This is a genomic window from Gracilibacillus alcaliphilus, from assembly GCF_016909015.1.
Classification (GTDB): Bacteria; Bacillota; Bacilli; order Bacillales; family Amphibacillaceae; genus Gracilibacillus; species Gracilibacillus alcaliphilus.
In genome coordinates this window covers 1-22,782 of sequence record NZ_JAFBFA010000052.1, presented here as the reverse complement: position 1 = coordinate 22,782, position 22,782 = coordinate 1, and the positions used below count along the sequence as shown (strand labels likewise).

Annotated in this window: 16 protein-coding genes; 6 read left to right on the top strand and 10 right to left on the bottom strand. The window is 32.7% G+C overall.

Going from position 1 to position 22,782, the window contains the following annotated elements; genetic code table 11:
- The 4 genes from JOD18_RS22895 to JOD18_RS22880 all read left to right on the top strand — a co-directional run.
- A partial coding sequence (locus JOD18_RS22895) for an SH3 domain-containing protein (RefSeq protein WP_476702447.1) occupies positions 1–807 on the top strand: 807 nt, incomplete at its 5' end.
- Between the two features lie 83 nt (positions 808–890).
- The gene (locus JOD18_RS22890; RefSeq protein WP_204671681.1) at positions 891–1,943 is read left to right on the top strand and encodes a toll/interleukin-1 receptor domain-containing protein; all 1,053 of its coding nucleotides are present in this window, start codon (positions 891–893) and stop codon (positions 1,941–1,943) included.
- A 486-nt stretch (positions 1,944–2,429) separates the two neighbouring features.
- Complete coding sequence (locus JOD18_RS22885; protein WP_204671680.1) at positions 2,430–4,214, top strand: ATP-dependent nuclease; 1,785 nt, start codon at positions 2,430–2,432, stop codon at positions 4,212–4,214.
- A gap of 13 nt (positions 4,215–4,227) precedes the next feature.
- Positions 4,228–5,280, top strand: coding sequence for a DNA cytosine methyltransferase (locus tag JOD18_RS22880; RefSeq protein WP_338029603.1), 1,053 nt, complete (start codon positions 4,228–4,230; stop codon positions 5,278–5,280).
- A gap of 486 nt (positions 5,281–5,766) precedes the next feature.
- Here the strand turns inward: JOD18_RS22880 and JOD18_RS22875 are convergent, their stop codons facing one another.
- From JOD18_RS22875 to JOD18_RS22840, 8 genes are all read right to left on the bottom strand, one after another.
- Positions 5,767–7,197, bottom strand: a complete 1,431-nt coding sequence (locus tag JOD18_RS22875; RefSeq protein WP_204671677.1) for a PIN-like domain-containing protein — start codon at positions 7,195–7,197, stop codon at positions 5,767–5,769.
- A gap of 652 nt (positions 7,198–7,849) precedes the next feature.
- Positions 7,850–8,269 (bottom strand): very short patch repair endonuclease, encoded by a 420-nt coding sequence (locus JOD18_RS22870; RefSeq protein WP_204671675.1) that lies wholly within the window; start codon positions 8,267–8,269, stop codon positions 7,850–7,852.
- Positions 8,270–8,942: 673 nt separating this feature from the next.
- Positions 8,943–9,860 (bottom strand): PD-(D/E)XK motif protein, encoded by a 918-nt coding sequence (locus JOD18_RS22865; protein WP_204671673.1) that lies wholly within the window; start codon positions 9,858–9,860, stop codon positions 8,943–8,945.
- Positions 9,860–11,236, bottom strand: coding sequence for a DNA cytosine methyltransferase (locus tag JOD18_RS22860; RefSeq protein WP_204671682.1), 1,377 nt, complete (start codon positions 11,234–11,236; stop codon positions 9,860–9,862). The genes JOD18_RS22865 and JOD18_RS22860 overlap by 1 nt, the downstream gene beginning before the upstream one ends.
- Positions 11,199–11,882, bottom strand: coding sequence for a DUF6339 family protein (locus tag JOD18_RS22855; RefSeq protein ID WP_204671671.1), 684 nt, complete (start codon positions 11,880–11,882; stop codon positions 11,199–11,201). Before JOD18_RS22855 ends, JOD18_RS22860 begins: the two co-directional genes overlap by 38 nt.
- 2 nt (positions 11,883–11,884) lie before the next feature.
- On the bottom strand, positions 11,885–12,817 hold the full coding sequence (locus JOD18_RS22850) for a hypothetical protein (RefSeq protein WP_204671670.1): 933 nt from the start codon (positions 12,815–12,817) through the stop codon (positions 11,885–11,887).
- Positions 12,818–12,820: 3 nt separating this feature from the next.
- Positions 12,821–14,830, bottom strand: coding sequence for a hypothetical protein (locus tag JOD18_RS22845; RefSeq protein ID WP_204671667.1), 2,010 nt, complete (start codon positions 14,828–14,830; stop codon positions 12,821–12,823).
- Between the two features lies 1 nt (position 14,831).
- A complete protein-coding gene (locus JOD18_RS22840; RefSeq protein ID WP_204671665.1) occupies positions 14,832–17,627 on the bottom strand; it encodes a Z1 domain-containing protein in 2,796 nt (931 codons plus the stop codon).
- Positions 17,628–18,376: 749 nt separating this feature from the next.
- Here JOD18_RS22840 and dcm point away from each other — a divergent pair.
- Both dcm and JOD18_RS22830 read left to right on the top strand, forming a co-directional pair.
- The gene (gene dcm, locus JOD18_RS22835) at positions 18,377–19,486 is read left to right on the top strand and encodes a DNA (cytosine-5-)-methyltransferase (RefSeq protein ID WP_204671663.1); all 1,110 of its coding nucleotides are present in this window, start codon (positions 18,377–18,379) and stop codon (positions 19,484–19,486) included.
- Between the two features lie 407 nt (positions 19,487–19,893).
- Positions 19,894–21,210 (top strand): phospholipase D-like domain-containing protein, encoded by a 1,317-nt coding sequence (locus JOD18_RS22830; protein WP_204671661.1) that lies wholly within the window; start codon positions 19,894–19,896, stop codon positions 21,208–21,210.
- A gap of 248 nt (positions 21,211–21,458) precedes the next feature.
- Here JOD18_RS22830 and JOD18_RS22825 read toward each other — a convergent pair whose 3' ends face one another.
- A complete protein-coding gene (locus JOD18_RS22825; protein ID WP_204671659.1) occupies positions 21,459–21,926 on the bottom strand; it encodes a competence protein ComK in 468 nt (155 codons plus the stop codon).
- Positions 21,927–22,177: 251 nt separating this feature from the next.
- Positions 22,178–22,558 (bottom strand): helix-turn-helix domain-containing protein, encoded by a 381-nt coding sequence (locus JOD18_RS22820; RefSeq protein ID WP_204671657.1) that lies wholly within the window; start codon positions 22,556–22,558, stop codon positions 22,178–22,180.
- Positions 22,559–22,782: the final 224 nt, after the last annotated feature.

Below are 22,782 nucleotides of genomic sequence, written 5' to 3'. Positions count from 1 at the left end.
AATGCTGTTTCAACAGAAAGTATTATGGAGGGTATACGATCAATGGAACCCAGCATTTCTTCTATATCAACATTATATGATGAAAGTTTGTTAGGAGGGATAAGAAAATTAAATGCTGTTCCAGCAGAAACCATTAAACAAGTTTCATTACAATTTACTGGATTAAATAAAAGACTAGCAGAAGCAGTTGAATTGGGAATACCTGATTCGTTTTTAAATAATTATAAAGAGCTAATAAAAGCTTATGAAGTTAAAAATTTTGAAACAGATGAAGATATAATTAAATATGAATATGATGAAAAATATGAATACGATGAAGTTTTTGAAAAAATAAATGATAACCCTTCTAAGTTATGGGAAGTATTAAATAAATGGGCAGAAAAACTATTAAATGCTCCTCAAAAATTAAAAAAAGCAAAACCTTTAATATTTCTAATATTTAAAATAATTATCAGTGTTTATATTTTTGTAATTGCACCAGTTGTGCAAGATGTCATAAAAAGTAAAATTTTTTATGAGATGAATTTTAAAAGTGCTGATACTAGGGCTAATTCAAAATATATTAAATCTGAATTATCTCAAGAATATAACTTAGAAGAAAGACTTATAAATAGAGTTAGGGTAACAGAAAAAAAGCTGCCGGTTTATGAATCAAATAAAAGAAGTAGTAATAGAATAGGTTTGATTGAAGAAAATAGTCCAGTAATTATAATTGCAAAAAAAAGGAATTGGAGTTTGGTTATATATATAAATGCTTATCAAGAAGAGAAGAATGGATGGGTTTATACTAGGTATTTAGTTAGATGAATATACATGTTTATTTAATAGTGAAGTTAGTATAACCGTTAAGCAGTTTAGCAGTTACAAGAGTATGATTGGAGGAAAGGAATTTGACAAAAGAAATATTTATAAGTCATGCTTCTGCTGACAAACCGTTAGTAGATGGATTTGTTAGATTTATTAGACTGGGCATGGATATAAGGAATGAAAAGATATACTGTATTACTTATAACAATGGGGATATACCAAGTGGTGATTCATTTACTGAACATATAAAAGTAAATATTAACAATGCTGAAATTATAATTTTACTCATTACACCAAATTTCTTAAATAGTAACTTCTGTATGGCAGAGCTTGGAGCGGCATGGGCTATGGATAAAAAGATTATCCCTATCATTGTACCACCGTTAAAGTTTGATACATTGGAGAGTACACCATTAAAGGCTAGGCAAGTTATAAGACTTGAGGACATAGATATCTTTGCTGATGAATTACGAAAATCTGGATATGAATTTGCAATATCTTTATTTAATAAGTATGGTGAAGAATTTAAAAGTCAATTAGATACTCTTATTAATAAGATTGAATCACCTAAGAATGTTTCTGTAAAGGAATATGAATCATTAAAAAATGAAGTGATTTTATTAGTAGAAAAGAGTCAGAGAGATAGACAAAAAATTGATAAACTTGAAGAATACTGTGGTAAACTAGAGATTGCTAAAGACCCCAGTGATGTAATAGAAATAAAGAAATCTAATATGGATTCATGGGAACAATTAGAAGAATTAGTGGATGAAGCAAAGGCTGCTTTAAGTCCATTATCAAGGGAAGTTATTAGTGCTTTGTTTTACCAAATTAAAGGTGGAGTATTTAGACCTAATATACAAACCGACTATGATGTTTGGGATGGTGTTAGGAGATTAAAGCATGAAGAGAGACTCCTTGTTGATGAGGAAGAGCAAGAAGTAACTGTAAATAGAGAGTATCCAGAAATTAATGAAGCATATAATGCTTTAAATCAATTATACATGTTTATAGAAGATTCTTCTGATGATATTGAGCTTCATCAAACATTTAAGAAGGAATACAAGATACCATTAAGTTTCCATATGAATTTCGTTAAAGTACTACTAAAAAAAGTAGTATATGTATCATTGTAGCTGTAATCTTGTCAACAGTGAAATAGGCACGATCACAAACAAAGATAAAGTGTTTGCCTTCCAGTTGTATTCCAATTGGTCTATCATGTTCGAGACCTGCCGTTTCATCTATCAAACTGACATGTAGTTTACTGCTAGAGCGTTCTCCATGATAAGCCTGCCTATGGCAACAGTGTTTCACAGGTATAAGGCTACATCGGCCACATGACGCAGACTTCTCTATTTATTTGTTGTCCCTGCCTCAAATAGGAGATCATTGTAGAAACTATGCTTTTTTGAGCTATATCTGTGTAATGAAACTCTGCTAAAATACCCTGAGGTTCTGTTTCTAAAAGTAAGTTTTGAATTAGCATAAAGGACGTGGTATTCTTATTCATGAGAAATTCCTTATTATATGGTTTAGGTACTTGCATTGTACATGAGGGGCTCTCTTTTTTGTATTATTTTCTAGCAGAGCCTAGATAAAGTTAATTTGGTGGTGAATGTATGCATTCTAAAGAACATTTAATTTCTGACATTAATCAGATGAAGGAGAGAAATGTATATGATAATTATATAACAAAACTTGTTTTTCCATACTTTAAAAATTATACATTTTTTAGTGAGATAAATTTTACCTTTCCTTTAACTATTTTTGTTGGGAAAAATGGGTCTGGGAAAAGTTCAGCTTTGCAGGCTTTATACGGGGCTCCAAAAGGTCATAATATAGGAGATTATTGGTTTTCAACAGTGATTGATCCAATTGAAGAATTTGGTGAAGAAGATGAACGACACAGTTATTTTTATGAATATACTAAAGCGGGTAAAAAAACTGAGGTTTTATATGTAAGGATGCCTAGAAAAGGTCAGCCAGATTACTGGGAAACTAGTCGACCGAGAAAAAAGTATAATATGAATATGTCAGTAACTGGAAGGCCGAAACTTATAGAAAAATCAAGAGTCTATCTAGATTTTAGAGGGGAATTAAGTGCTTTTGATAAATTTTTCTATTTTGGAACTGTTGAGAATTTAAAAGCAAAATCAAAACAGGACTACCTTAGGAGAAAATCACTGCAGCTAAATAACATAATTTCAAATGGACTAGAAAGAAAAATTAGAAAACAGGAACAAAATCGTCCTGTATACAACATGAGTTCAGAGGAGATCGAGGCAATTTCATTTATTTTGCAAGAGGAGTATATTGAAGGAAAGATTATTGAACATAAATTGTTTGGCGGATGGGGTACATCAGTTTTGTTGAAAAAAGACTCTTTTACTTATTCTGAAGCTCATGCTGGCAGTGGTGAAATAGCAGTAACTAGTTTGGTACATAGAATCCTGAATACCCCTCCAGGTAGTTTGATACTTCTTGATGAACCTGAAGTGTCACTTCATCCAGGAGCGCAAAAACAACTCTTAACATTTTTATTGCAACAGATCAGAACTAAAAAACATCAAGTTATTATAGCCACACATTCACCAGTATTAACAGAGAATTTGCCCAAAGAAGCAATTAAGAGATTTTCAAAAAATCTGGATACGAAGAAGATTGACATTTTTGATGAGTGTTATCCGAGTGAGGCATTTAGCTTTCTTGGAATGAAGTATGAAAAAACAAATATTCATGTTGAGGATAAACTAGCTAAAAAGATAATTGATAGAGTGTTAATGACCATGGATATAAGTGATGTACATGTGATATATACACCTGGCGGTGCGGATTATATAAAAAGTAATTATATTAAATATTATTCTGAATTAAATAATACTAGGAATTTCGTCATTTTTGATGGTGATCAAAAAAGGACCGATCAAGAATTTGATGTAAAAACTTTGAGTAGGGAGAACGAGAATATATCCTTTTTAGCAGGAAAAATAAAGGAAATTACGGGAAGCTGGGTTTCGTTTCAAAAAGATGGCGGCCAAGGAAGTAAGCGAGATGACCAAATTATTGAAGCCCAAATTCGATATCTTGATTATTACAGTAAACGCGTTTTCTATTTACCTTGTCAAACACCTGAACAATTAATTTGGGATGATAGTTTTATGAGAAGCAGATTTATTAATCAGGTTGATTACGACGAAGTATGTATGTTGTCTGAATTTAAAGATAGGATATATGAATCTTGCAAAAAAATATTTACGGCTGATGTTAAAGAAAATCATATTGATTCTTTACACGATATGCTTATAACACATTGGTTATCAAAAGAAGAGAACATAAATAAAGAAATGGTACAATCAATTTTACAATCAATTCTTAATCTAACTAATTTTGAAACTGTTCAATAGGAAGGTGGTATTAGTGAGACCTGTAGCTGTTGATTTGTTCTCAGGATGTGGGGGATTGTCTGAAGGATTAAAACAAGCTGGATTTGATGTGAGAGTAGCAGTAGAAATAGATGAAGAAACTTCAAAAACCTATAAATTAAATCATAGTGAAACAATAATGATTAATAAAGATATTAAGAAAGTAAACCATCAAGAAATCCTTGAATCAGTACAAGGGAATAAAATCGATTTAATTGCGGGGTGTCCACCCTGTCAAGGTTTTTCAAAAATAGGGAATCTCCAAAAAAAAGGTTATGATGATGAGAGGAACGAGCTTATTCTTGAATTTTATAGAGTTATAAAAGAAATACTTCCCGACTTCATTATGATGGAAAATGTCCCCGGATTAAGAAATTATGAAAAATTTAAATGGGTTGTTGACGAATTAAAGTCTCTAGGTTACTTTATAGATTACAGAGTCGTAGATATTGCAGATTATGGGGTTCCCCAAAGAAGAAAAAGGCTTGTTTTATTAGGATCCAAATTACAATTAATTCAAATACCTGATAAAATTAATTTACCTACGAAAACTGTGAGGGATTTCATATTTCATCTGCCTAAACCTAAAGAAAGTGATGATCCTTTTCATAAAATACATTCATCCCATAGTAAAAAAATAGAAAAAATAATCTCTATGATTCCTAGGGATGGCGGAAGCAGAAAAGAACTTCCAAAAAAGTATTGGCTAGAGTGCCACAAAAAGGAAAATATTGGATACTCCGATGTTTATGGTAGGTTAAGCTGGGATAAGGTATCGTCAACTATTACAGGGGGATGTATGAATCCTTCAAAAGGACGTTTTTTGCATCCTGAAGAAAACCGTAGTATAACTGCAAGAGAGGCTGCATTACTACAAACTTTTCCACAAAACTACCAGTTTTCAGTAACGAAAAAGGTTAGCTTGGCGCAAATGATTGGTAATGCGTTTCCTCCAAAATTTTCTGAGATGCAAGGGAAATATATAATGGATATACTCAAACAAAGTAAAGTGTGGGCTGAGACAACAAACAGAAAATTAAACAATTAATCATATTATCTATGATTTTATATTGGTAATATACACTATTCTATTTTAAGTGAATTTAATCAAGTCGAGAATTTTGTTATAGTCCATAACAAAGTGTCTAAATTTTCCTTAGACTAATATCCTTTCCTCCTATAAATAATAATTTCATTTCTTCTAAATTGAGTATTGCAAGAAGATAATATTTAGCCATTTTAATCCTGAGACGGCAATGACCCAGCCATCCTTGACGTTGTTTCCGATTTATTGTGGGATGAGGAAAACAAGCCTTATTGTCCCTATTCGCACACATAGCGTATCATAGCTGATAACTTAGTAGAGGCATGTCAAGGGTAGTAGCTTTGATGTGGCTATTTAAGTGATAAAAAGTCTTGTTGTCAACTGATACACTATGTGTTAATTGGTGGTAATTAATATATCAAAGGCAGTACATTTCATTGGATATAATCGAAAAATTTATACTTTATTTGTATTTTATTAAATATCCCCCTATGATTCTGAGCAATTTATACAAAAGCCATCCCCAGCATCATTAATATTGCTTATATTGCAGTAACAACTAGGACAAGTTGTATATGTCTCAATAGATATATTAGGGTCATAGTCATCATCATTTCCCCAAATGTACTTTGCTGTTTCGGCAGTATAATGAGCTATAGTTATAAAATCAGAATAATTATCTTTGAATTTATCGATGAAAGTTTTTTCATCTTCTGTTAACTTTCTTTTTAGCTCAATGTTTAATACTATATCGGAATGAATACTTCCATATGATAATATGCTGGAGTTAGAAGAAATTGTAGAGAAGTCGCACTCCGCAACTGCATTAATATAATAAATAATTTCACTTTCCTTAATGCTAATCCCATTGGGATTTAAAATAACATTTTCAACTGTGGGAGTAGAAATTTCTATAATATTATTAATGTATATTTTATCCGCATCACTAGTAGAGTGTATAAGCTTTTTTACAACATCATTGATATCTATAGACTGAATTTCGTTTTCTGCCAATTGCATAAAAGCGTCAAACGGTAGCCGTTTTATCAAATTACTCATTCTAAGTTCCAATAAAAGTTCTCTGCGAGACGGGTCTGAGGGGTCTGAAACTTCTTCAATAAAATCTTGAAATGGAATGATAATCACATTCTTCCCATTGTTATAATGTTTAAATTCGGAAATCAGTTCTTTTCTTGGTTCTTCAATCACATTTTGTGAATTCTTAAGGAACCAGTCTTTCTTTGTATCATTTGTTACAAAGATAATATTCACCACATCACTATTTATTGCCTTATTAATTATTTCTTTCCAAATAATTAAATCACCAAATTTATTTATACCTTTTTCTTTCCCTTCGTCTTCATATCCTGGAGGGATTTTATATTTATATCTAAGCTCACCTTCTTTTATAATTTCTAACAAATCAACTGAACTTATCTCTTCACTTACCTTATCACTTCCTAATAGATTATCTAAATATTCATCTGCCGCCTCAATGAATTCTTTGTAAACACCAATTTCATCCATTATATCTTGCTTAAAATGTTTAATGATATCATTCATTTCTTCGAATTTACTTTTGAGTTGATCTTGTAATTCTGGAAATTTTGAGAATCCTCTCTTTTCATAGACAGATAATTCAACTAAAAGTTCCTCATGTTTATTATTCACGAGTGTAATTAGGCTTTTATCTAAATTCTTATATAAGTTAGGACTTTTTACCTTATGTTTATTTGTATTAAATTCTTTTTTGACTTGATAGGGCAGCCAAATATTATCTTCATATTTTTTAAAATATTCCAATATTCTTTTACTGTTAACTAATGAATACCTATAGACATTTAATAGTGAACAAGTATCATATACAATTAATGAATCTTCTATTATTTCTACTAACTCTGGATACCACTTTGAGCTCATTAAGCCATCCCCTTATTTCATTCTTAGCTATTCCTTTCTATGAAATAGCTATCTAGTATTCTAAACTATAAATTTAATTATTTTTTATAGCTAGATTGATCTTTGGGCTTCAATTACCACTTCTGCTATTCTCCACCTTGCTTTGAATTACCTATTATACTTTCAATTAATCTATTGTTAGGCAGATTGTAATGTTATTTGTTTTTGTGTCTACCTATTAGATATTTATAACCGAGATTTCTAGAGTGTATAATGAAAAGCTTCAAGCCCCTTGAAAACAAAGAATTTTGATCAAGGCCCTCGTTACAAATTTCAGGAATGCAGGTTCAATCCTTTTAAATTTTACAAAATTACATAAGTTCTTACTTAGAGAAGCTTTCGTTTTGCTTTGAACTACAGACTTTCATTCCTATTTACTCCAATTACCAGGCTGGGACCTTATCATTTGAAGGAGCTTGCTGCTCAGTCTATCAATATGTAAAGCGATATCTATAGATCATTTACTGCATGAATTTAATTATCATAAACAATCATAGTTTGTGTTTTTGGAGTTAAACTTGGTAATGTTATATTCACTTCATTTTAAATTAATGTTGTCATAGGTGAACATAAATAGTTCTTCAATGAAATTCCTTGTTATACAAAATAATCATTACAGGGTGTTTTTCACTTTATTAATAAACTCTTCTAATTCAAAAATAACTTTGTCAAAGTCATTTTTAATCTCATGTTCCCAAATCCTTTTAATATTCCATTCTTTCTCAAGATAGTACTCAGTAACTTCTTTATCCCTTTTTTGATTTCTAGATAATTTCTCTTTCCAGTATGTTTCATTGCTCTTTGGGATATTGGCATGTATAGGACATACATGCCAAAAACAAGAATCTATAAAAATAACTAATTTATACTTCTTTATAGCAATATCTGGTTTTCCTTTTAAGTCTTTAACATTTCTGCGAAATCTGATTCCTCTGTTCCATAATTCTTTTGTTACAATTTCTTCTAGTTTTGATTGAGACCTTATGGCCTGCATGTTCTTTCTTCTTTGTTCTGCCGTGAGATTATCAGCCATATAAATACCTCCTTTTTCATCATTCCTGAATATATAATTCATAACCACGAGGGGATAGACAGCATTTGCAGCCTTATTTTAATTTTCCCCATTTTCTCGAGGTTTTATCGCAATTATGAGTAAGAATAAAAAAATATTCATCTTAGAAAAAAATCAAAAGAGGAATCTACAATAAACACGTATCTAGATTTCTTTAAAAAGTGTTGCGAACATAATGGGGCAGCAGAGCGACATTTTGAACAGCTGTTTGCTTTAGCTGATTCAAATTTAGCAGTCTGCCTCCATTGATTTAACTTTTGTCAGTGCTGTAGAACTATTATTGCAGGTATGGCTTAAATAATATCTAAAAGGCATAACATAATAATACGGACAACAAGTCGATTCTAAGGTATTCACAAGCGCCTCCTCGATCTCTGTCCAACGTCTGCAGAGTATGTTTCAGCCGTTACAGTCAATGGCAAGCAACTGCACTGTGTCTCTATTCCATAAATGAGTAACTCCATTAGTTGATTTCCAGACAGCTAAGTCTTTTTTCGACATAACCAATAAGTACCAAGACAGAGAAACTCAGCATTTTTAATAAGTTATTAATAAATTTTCAATAACATCAAGTGCAATAGACTTTTCACTAATTTAATATATTTGTTACATAATAATAAATCCTAAGACTAATTTATACCGAAAGTAAATCAATCTTTTCATGCTCTATATTAGCTAAATCTAACTCCGCATTGACCTTTCTTACAATGTCAAAATCAAAAAACTTGTCCATGGATTGTTTTACCTCATCTGGTATAGCTTCTTGAAGATTATACTTTTTGCATGATAATAATATGTACTTCTCACGTCTTGCTGAGGCGTCTGCCGGAAGATCATGAACTTGAAGTCCTGTTTCAATATCTTTTAAAGGATATCCGCTGGTGCTTAATTCCGATACAGCATCATCAATAGAAATACCATTATCATTAGCAGAGGCCTCAAAGCCAAGTACATAAAAGTCATTGATCAATTCTGTATTTAATTGATACTGGTTTGATATAGTGATATTAGTATCAAATTTATTTATGGAGGCTTTCACTTCAATATTTTTGTTTTTTGTATGTATATCATATGTACCGCCGGTATAACCTAGCCATTTTGGTGTATTTGAACTGTGATTTTTTTGTAAATAATTTAAAACCAGTAATTCAGCAAGAATGCTGTAAGTGGATTTCTCTACAACAGCATTTCCTATCAGTTCTTTCCAATGATTCCACCATTCCAATGGATTTTCTTTTAGAGTTGTTCTTTTAGATAATTCAATAAAATCTGCTGCAATTATAATAAATTGTTCAAAATAGTCCAAAGAATTTAATGTTAAATGCAGCAAGTTGACCATTTCTCCGTTAAGTGTTCCTTCGTTCGTATAAAAGTTTAACTGATTGAATTTTTCATTTAATCTTATGTTTTGATCTGCCATAATAACTACACCAAAATTATTATGCGTCTTATAAAGCAAGGTTTGATTGTTTACAGAATCCATACGGAAATAATTACTTAAATTGTGATTAGAGAGTGTGTATGTATCTCTAATAATTTTGGCATAATTCATTATTGATCACCTTCCATATTTTTAATCATTGCCAAGGCAATGGCTTTTGATAAGAGGGGAGGTACTGCGTTTCCAATTTGTTTAAATGCAGCTCCCATACTGCAGTTGAATATAAAGTCATCTGGAAAGCTTTGCAGTCTGGCAGCCTCTCTTACAGAAATACCTCTTGGCTCAACTGGATGTAAATGGCTGTAAGTGTCTGTACTAAGATGGGCAACCAAGGTGTGTGACGGTTTTGTTAATGAAAGCTTCTTCCATTTCCCTAAAAATTTCTCGGTGGAATAAGGAGGGACTATTTTCCTTTTTAGCTCTGCAGCTTTTTCTGTATCTGATTCAAGTATTCCTTGTCTCCTCATTTCTTCTCTCAATAAAGTCATTGCAATTTTATGCGCAGAAAGATAATTATCTCCTTCCTTCATTTGAGCAAAGATAGGAAAGTCACGCTTAGTATTTCTAAACATATGACCAGTTACCTTGTTTAACTGATTATTGCTTCTCATCAGCGCCTGAAAGTCATTTTGAGGTTCAAATTCGTAACTCTTTAGTACCATTGGTTTATTGTTTTTATATTTTTGATTGTGATCAAGAAATAAGGCAGGCAGATCACTTATAGCTTCCCCGACTGTGATCCAGTAAGGTAAAGAATCTTCTGGTGATATTGGGGCCTCGTAATATTTTTGATTTTTAATTTTTGACTGCAGCCAAAGTTTGTTGACCGTATCAGCTTTTTCACTGTAAGGTCTATGACTAGGTACAGGGAAATACTTTAGTTGTCCAATAGATTTCTTAACAGCCATTACAAATAATCTTTCTCTTGTCTGAGGGACTCCGAAATTTGCCGCATTCAAAATTGTCCATTTTGCCTCATACCCATTTTCCTCAAGTATTTTACAGACTGTTTCGGGAATATTAACCCCGTCATAGTCAACAGCCTCTGGTACATTTTCCATCACAATGGCATTTGCTTCTATATTCAAGGCATAATCTAAAAAGTTTTCATATAATTTCCCTCTTACATCATTTTCAGGTCTGCGGTTTTCGCCTAATGAGTTGAGCTTAGCTCTTCCTATTTTAGAATAAGCCTGGCATGGCGGGCCTCCTATCACTATAAAATTCTCATTTTTATCAATATGATTATAGAAATTATCAGCTTCCAGCAAAGTTATGTCATCTGTTATATGACTATGATTACTTCCAATCTTCCAATGTAAATTATAAGAAGCGACTTCAGAAGCATTTTTATCCAGCTCCAGTCCGCTTCTTATCTTAAAACCAGCCATTTGAAAACCTAATGCCAACCCTCCGCAGCCTGAGAATAAATCAATAATTCCAGGTAATTTAAGTTTCAATGAAGTAGGTGAATAAGTCTTCGGCATATTGATCAATTCCCCCGTGATATAGTGCTGGTTCTATATTTTTACATTTAATCGTGTGCAGTTTCATTGCTTTTCTGAGCAAGTCTCTGCTGTGTATTTCCTTTGTGTATTTATGATAGTAATACATAACCTTTCTGTATACTTCTATTCTATAGCCGCTTTTTCCAGGACGTTCTACCATCTGTTGTATTGTGTCTGTATTGTTGTCCTTTAACACTTCATAAGTACTGCTTCTGTTGCCCTGCCAAGAAATATGGATATACCACCAAAGCGTCCATAAGTATATACGTCTGGATATTTTTACAAATCTCTCCTCATTTAACCCCCATCTGGCATAAACAATATGAGGAACTTCTAATAATTGCAGTGCATACCATATTTGCAGGTTAGAGGAATCTCTAACCGTAAAGTTGTATTTATTATTCAATAATTCATATAATTCGAGTCCAAATAACAAATCAAATTGATATGTATTTTTACTTATATCCCCAACTGCTTCTTTTACATCTTCAAATTTTTTAGTAAGCTCTCTTGCAATGTCTGAATTTAAATCTTTAACATCATAATTCACTAATTTCTGCTCGTTTAGAGAGTCGAAAAATTTTTTAGCATTAATTTTTGTCATGCTTTTAACAGCTGCTGTCATAATTACACCCTGCTTTCGAATGATTCTCTAATTGTTGAAGATAATTTAGATGTATCAGAGGCGTCCCATTCATATTCTTCAAAATAGTATTTAATTACATTAGCAATAGTTCCTGGGTCACTTTCTTTCTCTAAAATTTCATCTAGCATTCCGTTGGACTTTAATGTATAGATTAATTGTTCGAAGGAACTAGATATTATTTCTATTAAGAGCCTGCTGAAATTGATTTTTTTGCCTATACCTAATTCTTTATACCTTTTGTGTGCTTTATTGATATATAAGCAAAAATTATCAGTATTAAATAAATCCATAAATGGATCGCTTATATATATTTCTGTTTTCCAAAGGGGGCCCTCTTTGTCATTAAATTCTTGCATGGGAAATTCCGCCCCATCACCATCCAAATGTATTAGAAATTTTTCAAGAGTGCCTAATAAAGCACCTTCTTCATTGTTTTGCAGTAAGTTACTTTTGTTATATGCAGAAGCAAGGTATATAACGATGTTAAATTCCACCGTACCTCTAAAAATACCAGGATCAAAATCAATATTTATGTTAAAGACCTGCGATGAAGTGCTATTATCAATGGTTCCAATTCGTTTGAGACTAGTATGACGAGAATCCCTGCTTTTCCACAATAGGGCAATGCCTAAAGAGTTGTCCTCGTGTGTAAGAGCATTACTGCCAAAAAGGAAGTTAGGATTATTGATAATAAAAGAATAATTAATTATCAGATTATGGATAGAAGGATTCCATTGAGAATCGAAACTAAAAACAAATTCTTGCTTATTTATCTCGTCATTAAAATCTTCTTCATTATTCTCAAGTGTCACTTTCTCACCATCATAATAAAAAGAAAACTCCTTATCTCCGTAAGCATAGCCGATTTTATTAATTAGATCTGTATCTAATTCCTTTACTAATGCATTATTCATAAATTAGTTCCCCTTTTGCTTGATTCCTTCGAAACCAATACTTGGTCTGAATCCGTCATTTAAAAAATTAACTGTTAAACTGCCAGTTAATGAATCGTGTACTGACAAATCTTTGACTTTGAATCCATAAACACTATTGTATTTTGCAGATTCCAATGCAATGATATTCTGCTCCCCTTCAACCTCAAATTCACTAATTTCAAAGGGAAATTTTTTCTCAAGATCCTTTTCCCATGATTCACAGCTCACTTTGTTTATCTCTGATGCGACTTCTAAAAAGACTGCAGCCTCAAACTTTTCTTTTGTTTGTACAGTGGGAGTTAATACGAATGCAATATCTAACAAACTTTCCCTTTGTTTGATTTCTGTAATGTCAAAATTTAATTTAGCTGTAGTATGATGAAATTTCCTGCTGTTATTATCGTTTTCACTGCGTTTTGGTGATTTCCCTATTGTCATAGGCGGCATAAATCTATTACCTATTACTCTGCCAATGGTAGAGCTTCCAGCCGCTCCTTTTAGTTCTGAGTCGCTCATTTCTTTTTTTAGAAAAGTATTAACTTGATGTTTGATCCTTTTAACAACGGTAGGCTGAATATTAGGAAGTGTGATATCAACCCATTCGCTGTGGTCTGCTTTTTCACAGCTTCTTAAATAATCTTCCATGGTATCAATTAGATTATGTTTTGTATCTTTAAGTACGGCAGTGCTGTTAGGAACAAACATTGCAATTAATCTTTCATTTTTATTTGAAAGTTCAATATTTTTGGTCCACTGCCCAAAATCTTCGTATCTAATTGCCATTCCAGGATTCCTTAAGTACGTAAAAAGTATATTTTTTGATTCTATATTTTCATCCTCTTCCGTTTCACTGTAAAAACCCAGTAATTCCCGCGAAGGGGGCTTGAATTTAGTCTCTGATTTTTCTTCTGATATAACTGTATAAACTAGATTACCCGAAGGAACAGTTCCAGGCTGCCTTATATCAATTCGTTTAAGGTTTATATCAACTTTAGAGAGTTCTCCTTTTACTTTATCAGTTTTGTTCGAGAAATCCTTATTTCCCGCAATATATAAATCCTGCAGTATCTTGTAGATATTCTCAAAAGAATTATATTGAACTAAACTATTGTTAATTGATAATTCAATAGGATTTTTCACTTGATTGCGGTGGTTATCTAACTTAGAGATATACCATCGCTTAAAAGCATTTTCTAAATAGGATTCTATGGAAAAATGCCCATATTCATTAAAAATCAATTTGGTTTTACCCTCTAAGTTTGACATTAATGTCTTATCATCAATAAAAGGAATAATAATTCGGGTTCCAGTTTCATTCTCTTTATATGGCTGCAAATTAAATATATTCAGAAAATCACGAATATAGTTTGCATCTGTAATTGGTTTTGTATTAGTATCGTTATATTTCTCTCCCCAAAATGCAATCCCTCTGCCTTTTTCTAATACATAATTATTCTTCGACTTTTGGTCTTCCACCATATGAGCTACCAACCGTTCTTCATATCGATTGTTTTGGGTTTTTATACGAGAATAATATATAACTAAGCCCATACCCAATCGAAAATATATTGTTTTCCCAAGCCCCCATGATCCTCCGGCGCCTTTTTTTTCCTGATTAGCACCCAATAAATAAACCAGCTTTGTCAGATTCCCTAATTGATCGTTGTCAATTTCATCAAAGATTATTTCCCCAGTCAGTCCTGATGTTTTTTTATCACTTAGTGACAAATACTTATATTCATCTTTATTGTACAGTGCTGCAAATTGGGTATTAAATCCATTAATCTCCTTCAGCAGGTCATTTTTAATAAAACTGCCGGTATCTACATTAATTTTGATTCCTTCTGCAGGGTCTATACTTGCATCTAAACTATTTTGAGTAAATTCGCGTACTAATAAATCGAGCGGATGTAATGAATCATTTTGCAATGACCGCAAGATGGAATGTCCATCTTGCGCCATTCGGTCATTCTGCAGAATTTCTATATCCATGTTATTCTTCTCCTTCTAGATCGTCGATCACATGCACAGGGTTTATTGTTAAATATTTTCCGCGGGGGACAGCATTGTCCCCAGGTATAATTAATGAGATACCAATTATATCTTCATCAAAATTTAAACTTTGTCTATTATTAGAATTTGCAGGTTCATAGTATTTATTTAATCTGTAAATAACTAATAATGGTGTCTCCTTTTGTGCAGAATGGTTTCTAATCTTTTCATTTGATAAATTCTTATCAGCAAGCTGCGGTTTACTGTCAAAGTCTATAATATAATCATTAGGATTTCTTAAAACCCCGATTGAAACTATTTCTTGTCCGTTTTCGTCTTTTATAATGTCTCCTTTTACCGAGCGGTTTGCTTTAGTAAGATATTTATTATCTACTTTCCAGGTTTCCGCGGTGTCTGCTTGTTTAATTTTACCTGCCACTGCTACATTCCAAGTATTAAACTTATTAAGCGAACACCAATCTTTAATACTTTCTAAATTATTAAAGGCTGCTGTTCTTTTGTTAAAGTAAAAGCCCTTCAACAAGTAGTTATCGAAGATTTGACTGATAGTTATTCCTCTCCAGAAAACACCATTATTATTAAAGTTATTTTCTGAATTGCCTAGATTTGAAAGAAATGCTTCTGTTAATTGTATATTTTGTTTCAATTTCTCCTTGTTATTTGTGAAATTAATATCTTGGGGTTTGTACCCTGTAAAATCTATTTCTGCTTCTTTAGCTGATTGTGCTCTATTCGCCCCCGTGATCTGCATAAATCTGTTATCAGGAGAATTGATAACTTTAATGCCGTATTCACGAGGTGTTTTATTTAATTTTGCAAATTCTTTGATACTTTCTCTCAAGTCTTCATCAATTTCAACCAGAAATCTAAATCTTTCTAAACTTATACTAGACATCCAGATTCTTGGCAGCAATTCATAACCGATTCGATATCCGAACCATCTTCCCATTTGCATAAGTGTGTCAGCAATTTTAGTTGTTCTTATAAAGTATGTTGATATTAATCCTTCAAGAGTCAGTCCTCTTGATAAAGTACTGCCTCCAATTACGATAAAACCAGGTGCTTTTTTCATATCCGCCAGCTGTTGTTTATTCGGATAAGCAAGCCGGTAACTTTTGTTATCTATGACAGTATTATTTTTGCTGTTATCCACACATAGATGCATACTTTCCGAAAAAACCTTATCTTCCCCGAATAATTTGATTGTATCTATTGATTTATCATAGATATATTCTAATTCGGGCTTTATTTCGTTAAATTCTATTATGGAAGGATTTACTTTTATATCTAGTTCATAGTCTGGTAATATATCTAAAAAAGTCTCTGCTGTGACTCTGTTTTTTTCCTCTATAAAAACGGATTCACATTTTTTGAGAAATTGCTCCTTAGAAGTATCTGTAAACCACTTTTCTATAAGATATTTAATTGCTTCGTGATCATTGATTTTCTGAGATGTATGTATCAGCATGGATAATGGCTTTTTAAAATCATGCGTTCTAAGTATAGCTAATCCTATTTGGAACCATATCAATGCTTTTTCCAATGTATATGGAAGTTTATAGCAAGCTTGAACAGAACGTAGCTCAATCAGATCATCATCATCAATTAAATTGATAATATCTAAACTTTGATCTTTGTCCGTATCTGCTGGAATGCCGTATATTTGTTTTGGACCAATATATAAAGGAGACGGTTTTAAGCTGTATATAAAGTGATGAGGAAATAGGCTCTCCGGTTCATTTTCATTTAATATATTGGCATAGGGTGTTGCTGTGTAAGCTACATAGTTCATAGCACCATAGGATTTACCGTTATGTTCCAAATGAACAATATTAATGAGATTTTTATTAATAGTTGATCTATCGAATTCTTTTTGATCTGATTTAGTACTCATTTCTTTTGTGTTGATACCAGCTTGATCAGATTCATCATCAATAATCAAGACTTTAAGTTTGCCTAATCTTTCTTCATCCTTTTTCAGCCAGGTTATCAATCCTTTTAAATGACTGACATTTTTGAGAAGAACAGTAAAGTATATATTATTATTTGTAATTCTATCACTGACATCCAGTTCACTAAGATGATGGCTGCGATTTTTGTTATGGATATTTTTAATGTTAGTCCAATTGGAACCTTGTATTCTTTCATTGCTGTTTAAGTCGTTCAGCAATCTATCTTCAGTTTGCGATTTTAAATTGTCCATCATGCCGCTGACGATTATAAAGAAATTAAAACCATGATCACTGGCTGCAGCCATTAAACCTGCCATGCTGGCAGTTTTCCCTGATTGTACATTTCCAAGAACAAGTCCTTTTCTTATGTCTTCAAAAGAATTGTTTTTAAGATTTAATTGCTGCAGAATCCATTCAGTAGCTCGGCTTAATTCTGCTATGGATTTATCAGACCAGCCATTATTTTGTTCGAGATGCAGTTTATATTTACGCCAGTTTGATCCGCTGCGATCTTCCAGTTTCAAATCGTTAATTGAGTTTTCAGCAGCAAGGCCAGCACTTGTTGTTGAAATAAATTTCGCTTTTTTTAATTGGTTTAGCTCCTTAAATTCCTCAAACACATATAAATATTCTTCCTCGCTTGTTCCTTCTTCTAAAGTTGATGAAGTGCCTAATATATTTAAGTGAAGCTTCAATGGAATTTCTGGATGTTTTAAATGCTTTATATAATCCCAGTCGATTTTCTCTTCTTTATCCATTTCATCATTAGTTAGTTTTTGCAGGTACTGCACAATTCTATCTCTTTTTAGTTGTGGAATCTCCATCGGCTGCACTCCTTTTTAACTAATTACCAGCAGATATATTAATTGCAGAAGTTAGGATAATGGGAGTCTATCTCCATTAGTAATTAGCAATTTTTCTATTCTAAGTATAATTTTCCAATATTTCGTGACAAAATTCAACATATATTGCTTGCATTTATAGAAATTATATCAATTTTTATGATTTCTAAGGACTAGTTCCTTTTAGTTATTAGTATTTTCTTATTTTTTAAGTAAAACAGGCATGATTATTTCGTTATAAATTCTAACTATACTGGTTTGCCCTTTTTAAACAAGATAATAGAACAAGCAGTTTATTCGGAAATAAGTAGCTATAATTATTAAAATCTGATAATTTCAGAACTAATAGAATTTAAAATAATAAGAAAAAATACGTATTTTTTATAACAGCATGAGAAAGCTGCACATTTTTTTGCTGAAAATTACAGAAAAAATTTACTCCTTCTTAGCCAAATTCATGAGTTTCTGATAAACTAAAACTGTAAACCTGTATAACTGTATAGTGAATTGTATGCTTCTTCCTCATCAGGTTGAAAATCAGTAAAAAAAGTATACAGAACCTGTATTAGTTACTTAATTACGTTGAGGAAAGCAGATATGTCTTATCTTTATTCCAGAGCAGAAGAATAAGGTTTCTTTGCTGATTTTGAATATTTAAAATGACAAAATAACAGTAAAGTGATATAATTGGTTTAATAAGAACAAACGTTCTTTATTGGGAGGCGTGAAAAATGACTTTTACCGTTGCGAGTTTGTTCGCAGGTATCGGAGGAATAGATAAAGGTTTTGAACAAGCAGGTGCAAAAGTAGTTTGGGCTAATGAATTCGATAAGTATGCATGTCAAACTTATCGTTTAAATTTTAACCACACATTGATTGAAGATGATGTGAGGAACCTGCAAGAATATGAAATGCCTAATGTGGATATAATTACTGCAGGCTGGCCGTGTGTTGCTTTTAGTGTTGCCGGAAACAGGCATGGAATGACATATATGTGTAAGGAATGCGGACATGAGCACAGCGTGACATATAATGAATATATCAATGGTGCACAATGCCCTGAGTGTAACGGCAGTACTGAGGCAAAAGATCCGCGGGGAACTCTGTTTTTTGATGTAATACGTTTTATACGTGCAAAAAAGCCGAAAGCTGTTTTTTTAGAGAACGTTAAGAATCTAAGAGGGCATGATAAGGGAAATACATTTAGAGTAATTCAAGAGATGCTGCGAGACAGCGGATATTTCATTGACAGTAAGATAATGAATACAATGGAATATGGAAATATTCCTCAGAATCGAGAGCGGATATTTATTGTAGGATTTAGGGATGAGCAGCAATTGCAGTCTTTTGAATGGCCGGGGAAGCTGAACTTAACAAAAACAATTGATAATATATTAGATAGAAACGATAAACAGGATGAGAGATATTACTATAGTGAAGAAAGTCAGTATTATCCAATGATAAAAGAATCAATGAAGAGGTTTGATACGGTCTATCAATTGCGCAGAGTTTATATGAGAGAGAACCAAAGTAATGTATGCCCAACCTTAACAGCAAATATGGGTACTGGCGGACACAATGTTCCGTTAATTATTGATGAATGGGGATTTAGAAAGTTAACACCGAAAGAAGCATTGAAATTTCAAGGTTTCCCGGTGGATAAAGGGTATAAAATTCCAGAGGAAATGGCAAAAAGTCATATATATAAGCAAGCAGGAAATGCAGTCAGTGTTCCTGTTGTGCAAAGAATTGCTGCTAACTTGTTAAAAGTTTTAGAAGAAGGGAAAGCAAAGGATAAAAAGGAAACAGCAGAATACGAGCAGCTGTCAGCTATGTTTTGATTAAGCTGACTCCCAAAAAGGAAGAGGAACTTCACCTCTTCTTTTTTGGCGTCCGTATAATTCCATTGAAAGAATTATATATGTGTATGTAATAGGTTTTTCAGCCCTGTTTTTATGAAAACTAGTTCTGCATAATTACATAGACTTAACTGCTTTACTGTTAAATGAAATTCTGTAAGAAAAATGATATACTCAATTACAATACAGCAAATGGTTCGGAAAACAGAAAATCTGTTTCTTATGGTTATAAATTACCAATATTATCGCAGCTAATTAAAAAAGCATTCGATATGAGATTTTACAGTGTTGTGACTGTTGAATGATAAAGAAATATTGTTTGAGTTGGTAAATTGCTGCCCTTGTTTGCTGTACCCAAGATAAATACTTATGACTAGCAGGTGAAAAAGATGTCCATTTGGGAAAGGTATTCAACTGAAGAGAGAAAAGAATATATTCAGTTTTTACAAGTTTATGGTGCTTTATCAAACTTGTTCCGGCAAAAACATGGTAACTTAATTCCATATTTAGATTCAAAATTTCAAGAAACAATTTATGCCCGCGTATTTAATGGGGAGAATGTTGATATTGGAAATACACCTCATGACGTACTTTCTGTTTTTGGAGAGGACCGCATTGGAATAGGTTTAAAAACATGGATGAACACTAAACCATCCTATCAAAAGGTAATGCAATTAAAACGGTATAAAGATGAGATAAATCAGTTTATTGGAACTGGAAAAGAGGCTGATTTAGCATATAAAATTTCCGAAATTAAAAATGAAAGAATGAGAAGTGACTATGAACGCTTAGGGCTTTCGGAGGAAAAAAATATTTATCATTATGTAACTCGGGATGAGGGGCGTTTTGTATTACAAGAAAGTGCATATCCGTTAGTAGACCTGAATAATTTGAAAGATTTTAAACTTACACAAACAGCATTTGCATGGTCTGACGGGATGAAAAACTATAAGTATACATTTGGAGATTCTCAGATTTGGCAGCATTTTGACTCAAAGAAAAGAGATACTCTGATATTAAATGAATTCGACGTAAACATCATTGATGACCCGTTTGATTTTTTGATGAAAGCCTATTTTGAATTTATGGATAAGTTCAAAGTTGAAAAAGAAGTGGATATTGTTGAAGTGTATCTTCCTTTATACTCATATCGAGATAAACAAGTCAGCGAGAGATCAGGACTAAACGCTTGGAATGCAAAACCGAAAAATAAAGGGAGCAATACCTTGCGGCCGCTGAATGAAGTATATATACCGATTCCAAGGGAATTTCATAGAAAACATCCGGATTTCTTTACGGAAAATATTTTTGAATTTGAAAAACAGCAAAAAGCCTTTAAAGGAGATAAAAATGACAAGCCGCAAGTTCGTTTTCATTTGCAATTACCTAATGGAAAGAAAATTCCGTCTCTTGTCACTCAAAGCAATATGAAAAGTTTACAATCCGGAAGTAATACTGAATATGATGAAAATGGCAAACGATACGGTCAATCTGCATTAGGTCAATGGCTGTTAGTAGATGTACTAGGTTTAAAGGAACGTATACTGGTTACTCGTGAATGGCTTCAAAAGAAGGGAACAGACTCTGTCAGACTTTGGCGGTACAAGAATGATTATTCAACCATTCATATTGATTTTGCACCAATTGGCTCTTTTGAAGCATTTATGAATGGAGAGGAAATTCCAGAAAATGATGAGATCATTTAAAAAGAAATATTTTGAAGGTTCTTATTGATCCTTGGTCAGCCTGCCGGCTTTTAATAGATTACCAGTTTGAGAAATAAGCAGAGCTTGAACAGGTTTATTAAACTTGTTAACTGCTTACCTTTTATCAACAAGCTGCTTCTATGGTCTTTGGCAGGGCAATGCCCTTTTCCAGCGGTCATGGAAGCAGCTTGTACATGGCAGCAATTGATGTAGATGGAATCAAAAAACTTCACTTTTAGTGCTGAAAATTAGAAAGAGTCCAATCTCAGCATCAGCTGACAAACCCCAGCCCTCCGCCACTGCTCTCTCAAAATATGTACAGAAATACCAGTAACTAACTTCTCTCCATTTACCAGATAAACTGCTGTCAGCCCTCTCTCTTCTTTAATTTCCGTAATCCCATGAACAAACAGCCAGCTGCAATCCTCAGCAGCGGGCGATTTACTCGGGAAGCTGTATATCTCTTGTTCTGGACTAATTGGAATCGGCGTTTTTTGCTGAAAATCCAGATGATAGATAATAGATGCTCTTCTTCCTTCATAACTGGCTCCATAGTGCAGACAATTCTCCTTAATAATGTCTATAGGTTTCTCTTTCCTCACTAGCTGATCACTCATTTCAATAATCGTCGAAGCATATTCGATATCAAACTTCGGCAGAATGGCCAGAGTATTGGCAGTGATACGATAGGGTTTATTCTTTTGCATTTTTGTCATGCTTTGCTCACTTCCTATTCTTGAAAATATATCCATAAAGTATGGAATAGTTATATTTTCACCCTTCAAGGAAGTAAATACAATAATTTGTTTGTGGAAGTGGCTCTTTATTACCTAATCATGAGGTTAATATTTGTTTTGTTCTTTAATCCTCTTTCTTCATTATTAAAGACTGCATTGGATTAACCAACAAACTATTTTAAATGATCTTCCAATTAAACAAGACCCTAGCGGAAAACTCCTCTAGGGTCTTATTTATTTTCATTCTCTATAAAATCCCAAAACTGCTCTATGCGTTTCACATTCTCTTCGGGGTGATCACTTATCTTATTAAATAGTGATTTCTGCATTTCCTTCACGATTAATAACTCCTCTTCACTCAGTGAGATTTCATTCGTAACAGGATAACTAATAGGAAGGTGTGGTGTATCTATACGCTCTAATAAATAGTCGGTTGATACTTCTAATATGTCTGCTATCTTCTTCAAGGTGTTTAACGATGGTTCTCTCTTGCCGGTCTCATAATAACCATACCCAGTTGTGGACATATTGAGCAGTTTCGCTACATCTTCTTGTTTTTCATATCCAGCTTCTTCTCGAATATCTCTCAGTCGTTCACCAAATGTGGACATAGCCTGACTCCTTCTTTATCTTCTATCTAAACAAATTATACAAGTAGAAGAAGATCAAAACTTTTAATTCAACAAATTGGTGGATTAGTTATTTACATTTAACATTATGTTGTATATAATGTGATTAGTACAATAGAAAGCATTCCTGTAATGAAGAAATATGAGGGGAAATGAGCGTAGAATCAATTTTACAGAAAAGAATCCCCCTTGGTAGTATAGAGAGT

What these genes read in the sequence shown, in the direction of transcription:
- JOD18_RS22860 (WP_204671682.1), bottom strand. Translation starts at nt 11,236, where the DNA reads ATGCCGAAGACTTATTCACCTACTTCATTGAAACTTAAATTACCTGGA.
- JOD18_RS22830 (WP_204671661.1), top strand. Translation starts at nt 19,894, where the DNA reads ATGTCCATTTGGGAAAGGTATTCAACTGAAGAGAGAAAAGAATATATT.
- JOD18_RS22840 (WP_204671665.1), bottom strand. Translation starts at nt 17,627, where the DNA reads ATGGAGATTCCACAACTAAAAAGAGATAGAATTGTGCAGTACCTGCAA.
- JOD18_RS22865 (WP_204671673.1), bottom strand. Translation starts at nt 9,860, where the DNA reads ATGAATTATGCCAAAATTATTAGAGATACATACACACTCTCTAATCAC.
- JOD18_RS22870 (WP_204671675.1), bottom strand. Translation starts at nt 8,269, where the DNA reads ATGGCTGATAATCTCACGGCAGAACAAAGAAGAAAGAACATGCAGGCC.
- JOD18_RS22825 (WP_204671659.1), bottom strand. Translation starts at nt 21,926, where the DNA reads ATGACAAAAATGCAAAAGAATAAACCCTATCGTATCACTGCCAATACT.
- JOD18_RS22845 (WP_204671667.1), bottom strand. Translation starts at nt 14,830, where the DNA reads ATGGATATAGAAATTCTGCAGAATGACCGAATGGCGCAAGATGGACAT.
- JOD18_RS22820 (WP_204671657.1), bottom strand. Translation starts at nt 22,558, where the DNA reads ATGTCCACATTTGGTGAACGACTGAGAGATATTCGAGAAGAAGCTGGA.
- JOD18_RS22885 (WP_204671680.1), top strand. Translation starts at nt 2,430, where the DNA reads ATGCATTCTAAAGAACATTTAATTTCTGACATTAATCAGATGAAGGAG.
- JOD18_RS22855 (WP_204671671.1), bottom strand. Translation starts at nt 11,882, where the DNA reads ATGACAGCAGCTGTTAAAAGCATGACAAAAATTAATGCTAAAAAATTT.
- JOD18_RS22875 (WP_204671677.1), bottom strand. Translation starts at nt 7,197, where the DNA reads ATGAGCTCAAAGTGGTATCCAGAGTTAGTAGAAATAATAGAAGATTCA.
- JOD18_RS22850 (WP_204671670.1), bottom strand. Translation starts at nt 12,817, where the DNA reads ATGAATAATGCATTAGTAAAGGAATTAGATACAGATCTAATTAATAAA.
- dcm (WP_204671663.1), top strand. Translation starts at nt 18,377, where the DNA reads ATGACTTTTACCGTTGCGAGTTTGTTCGCAGGTATCGGAGGAATAGAT.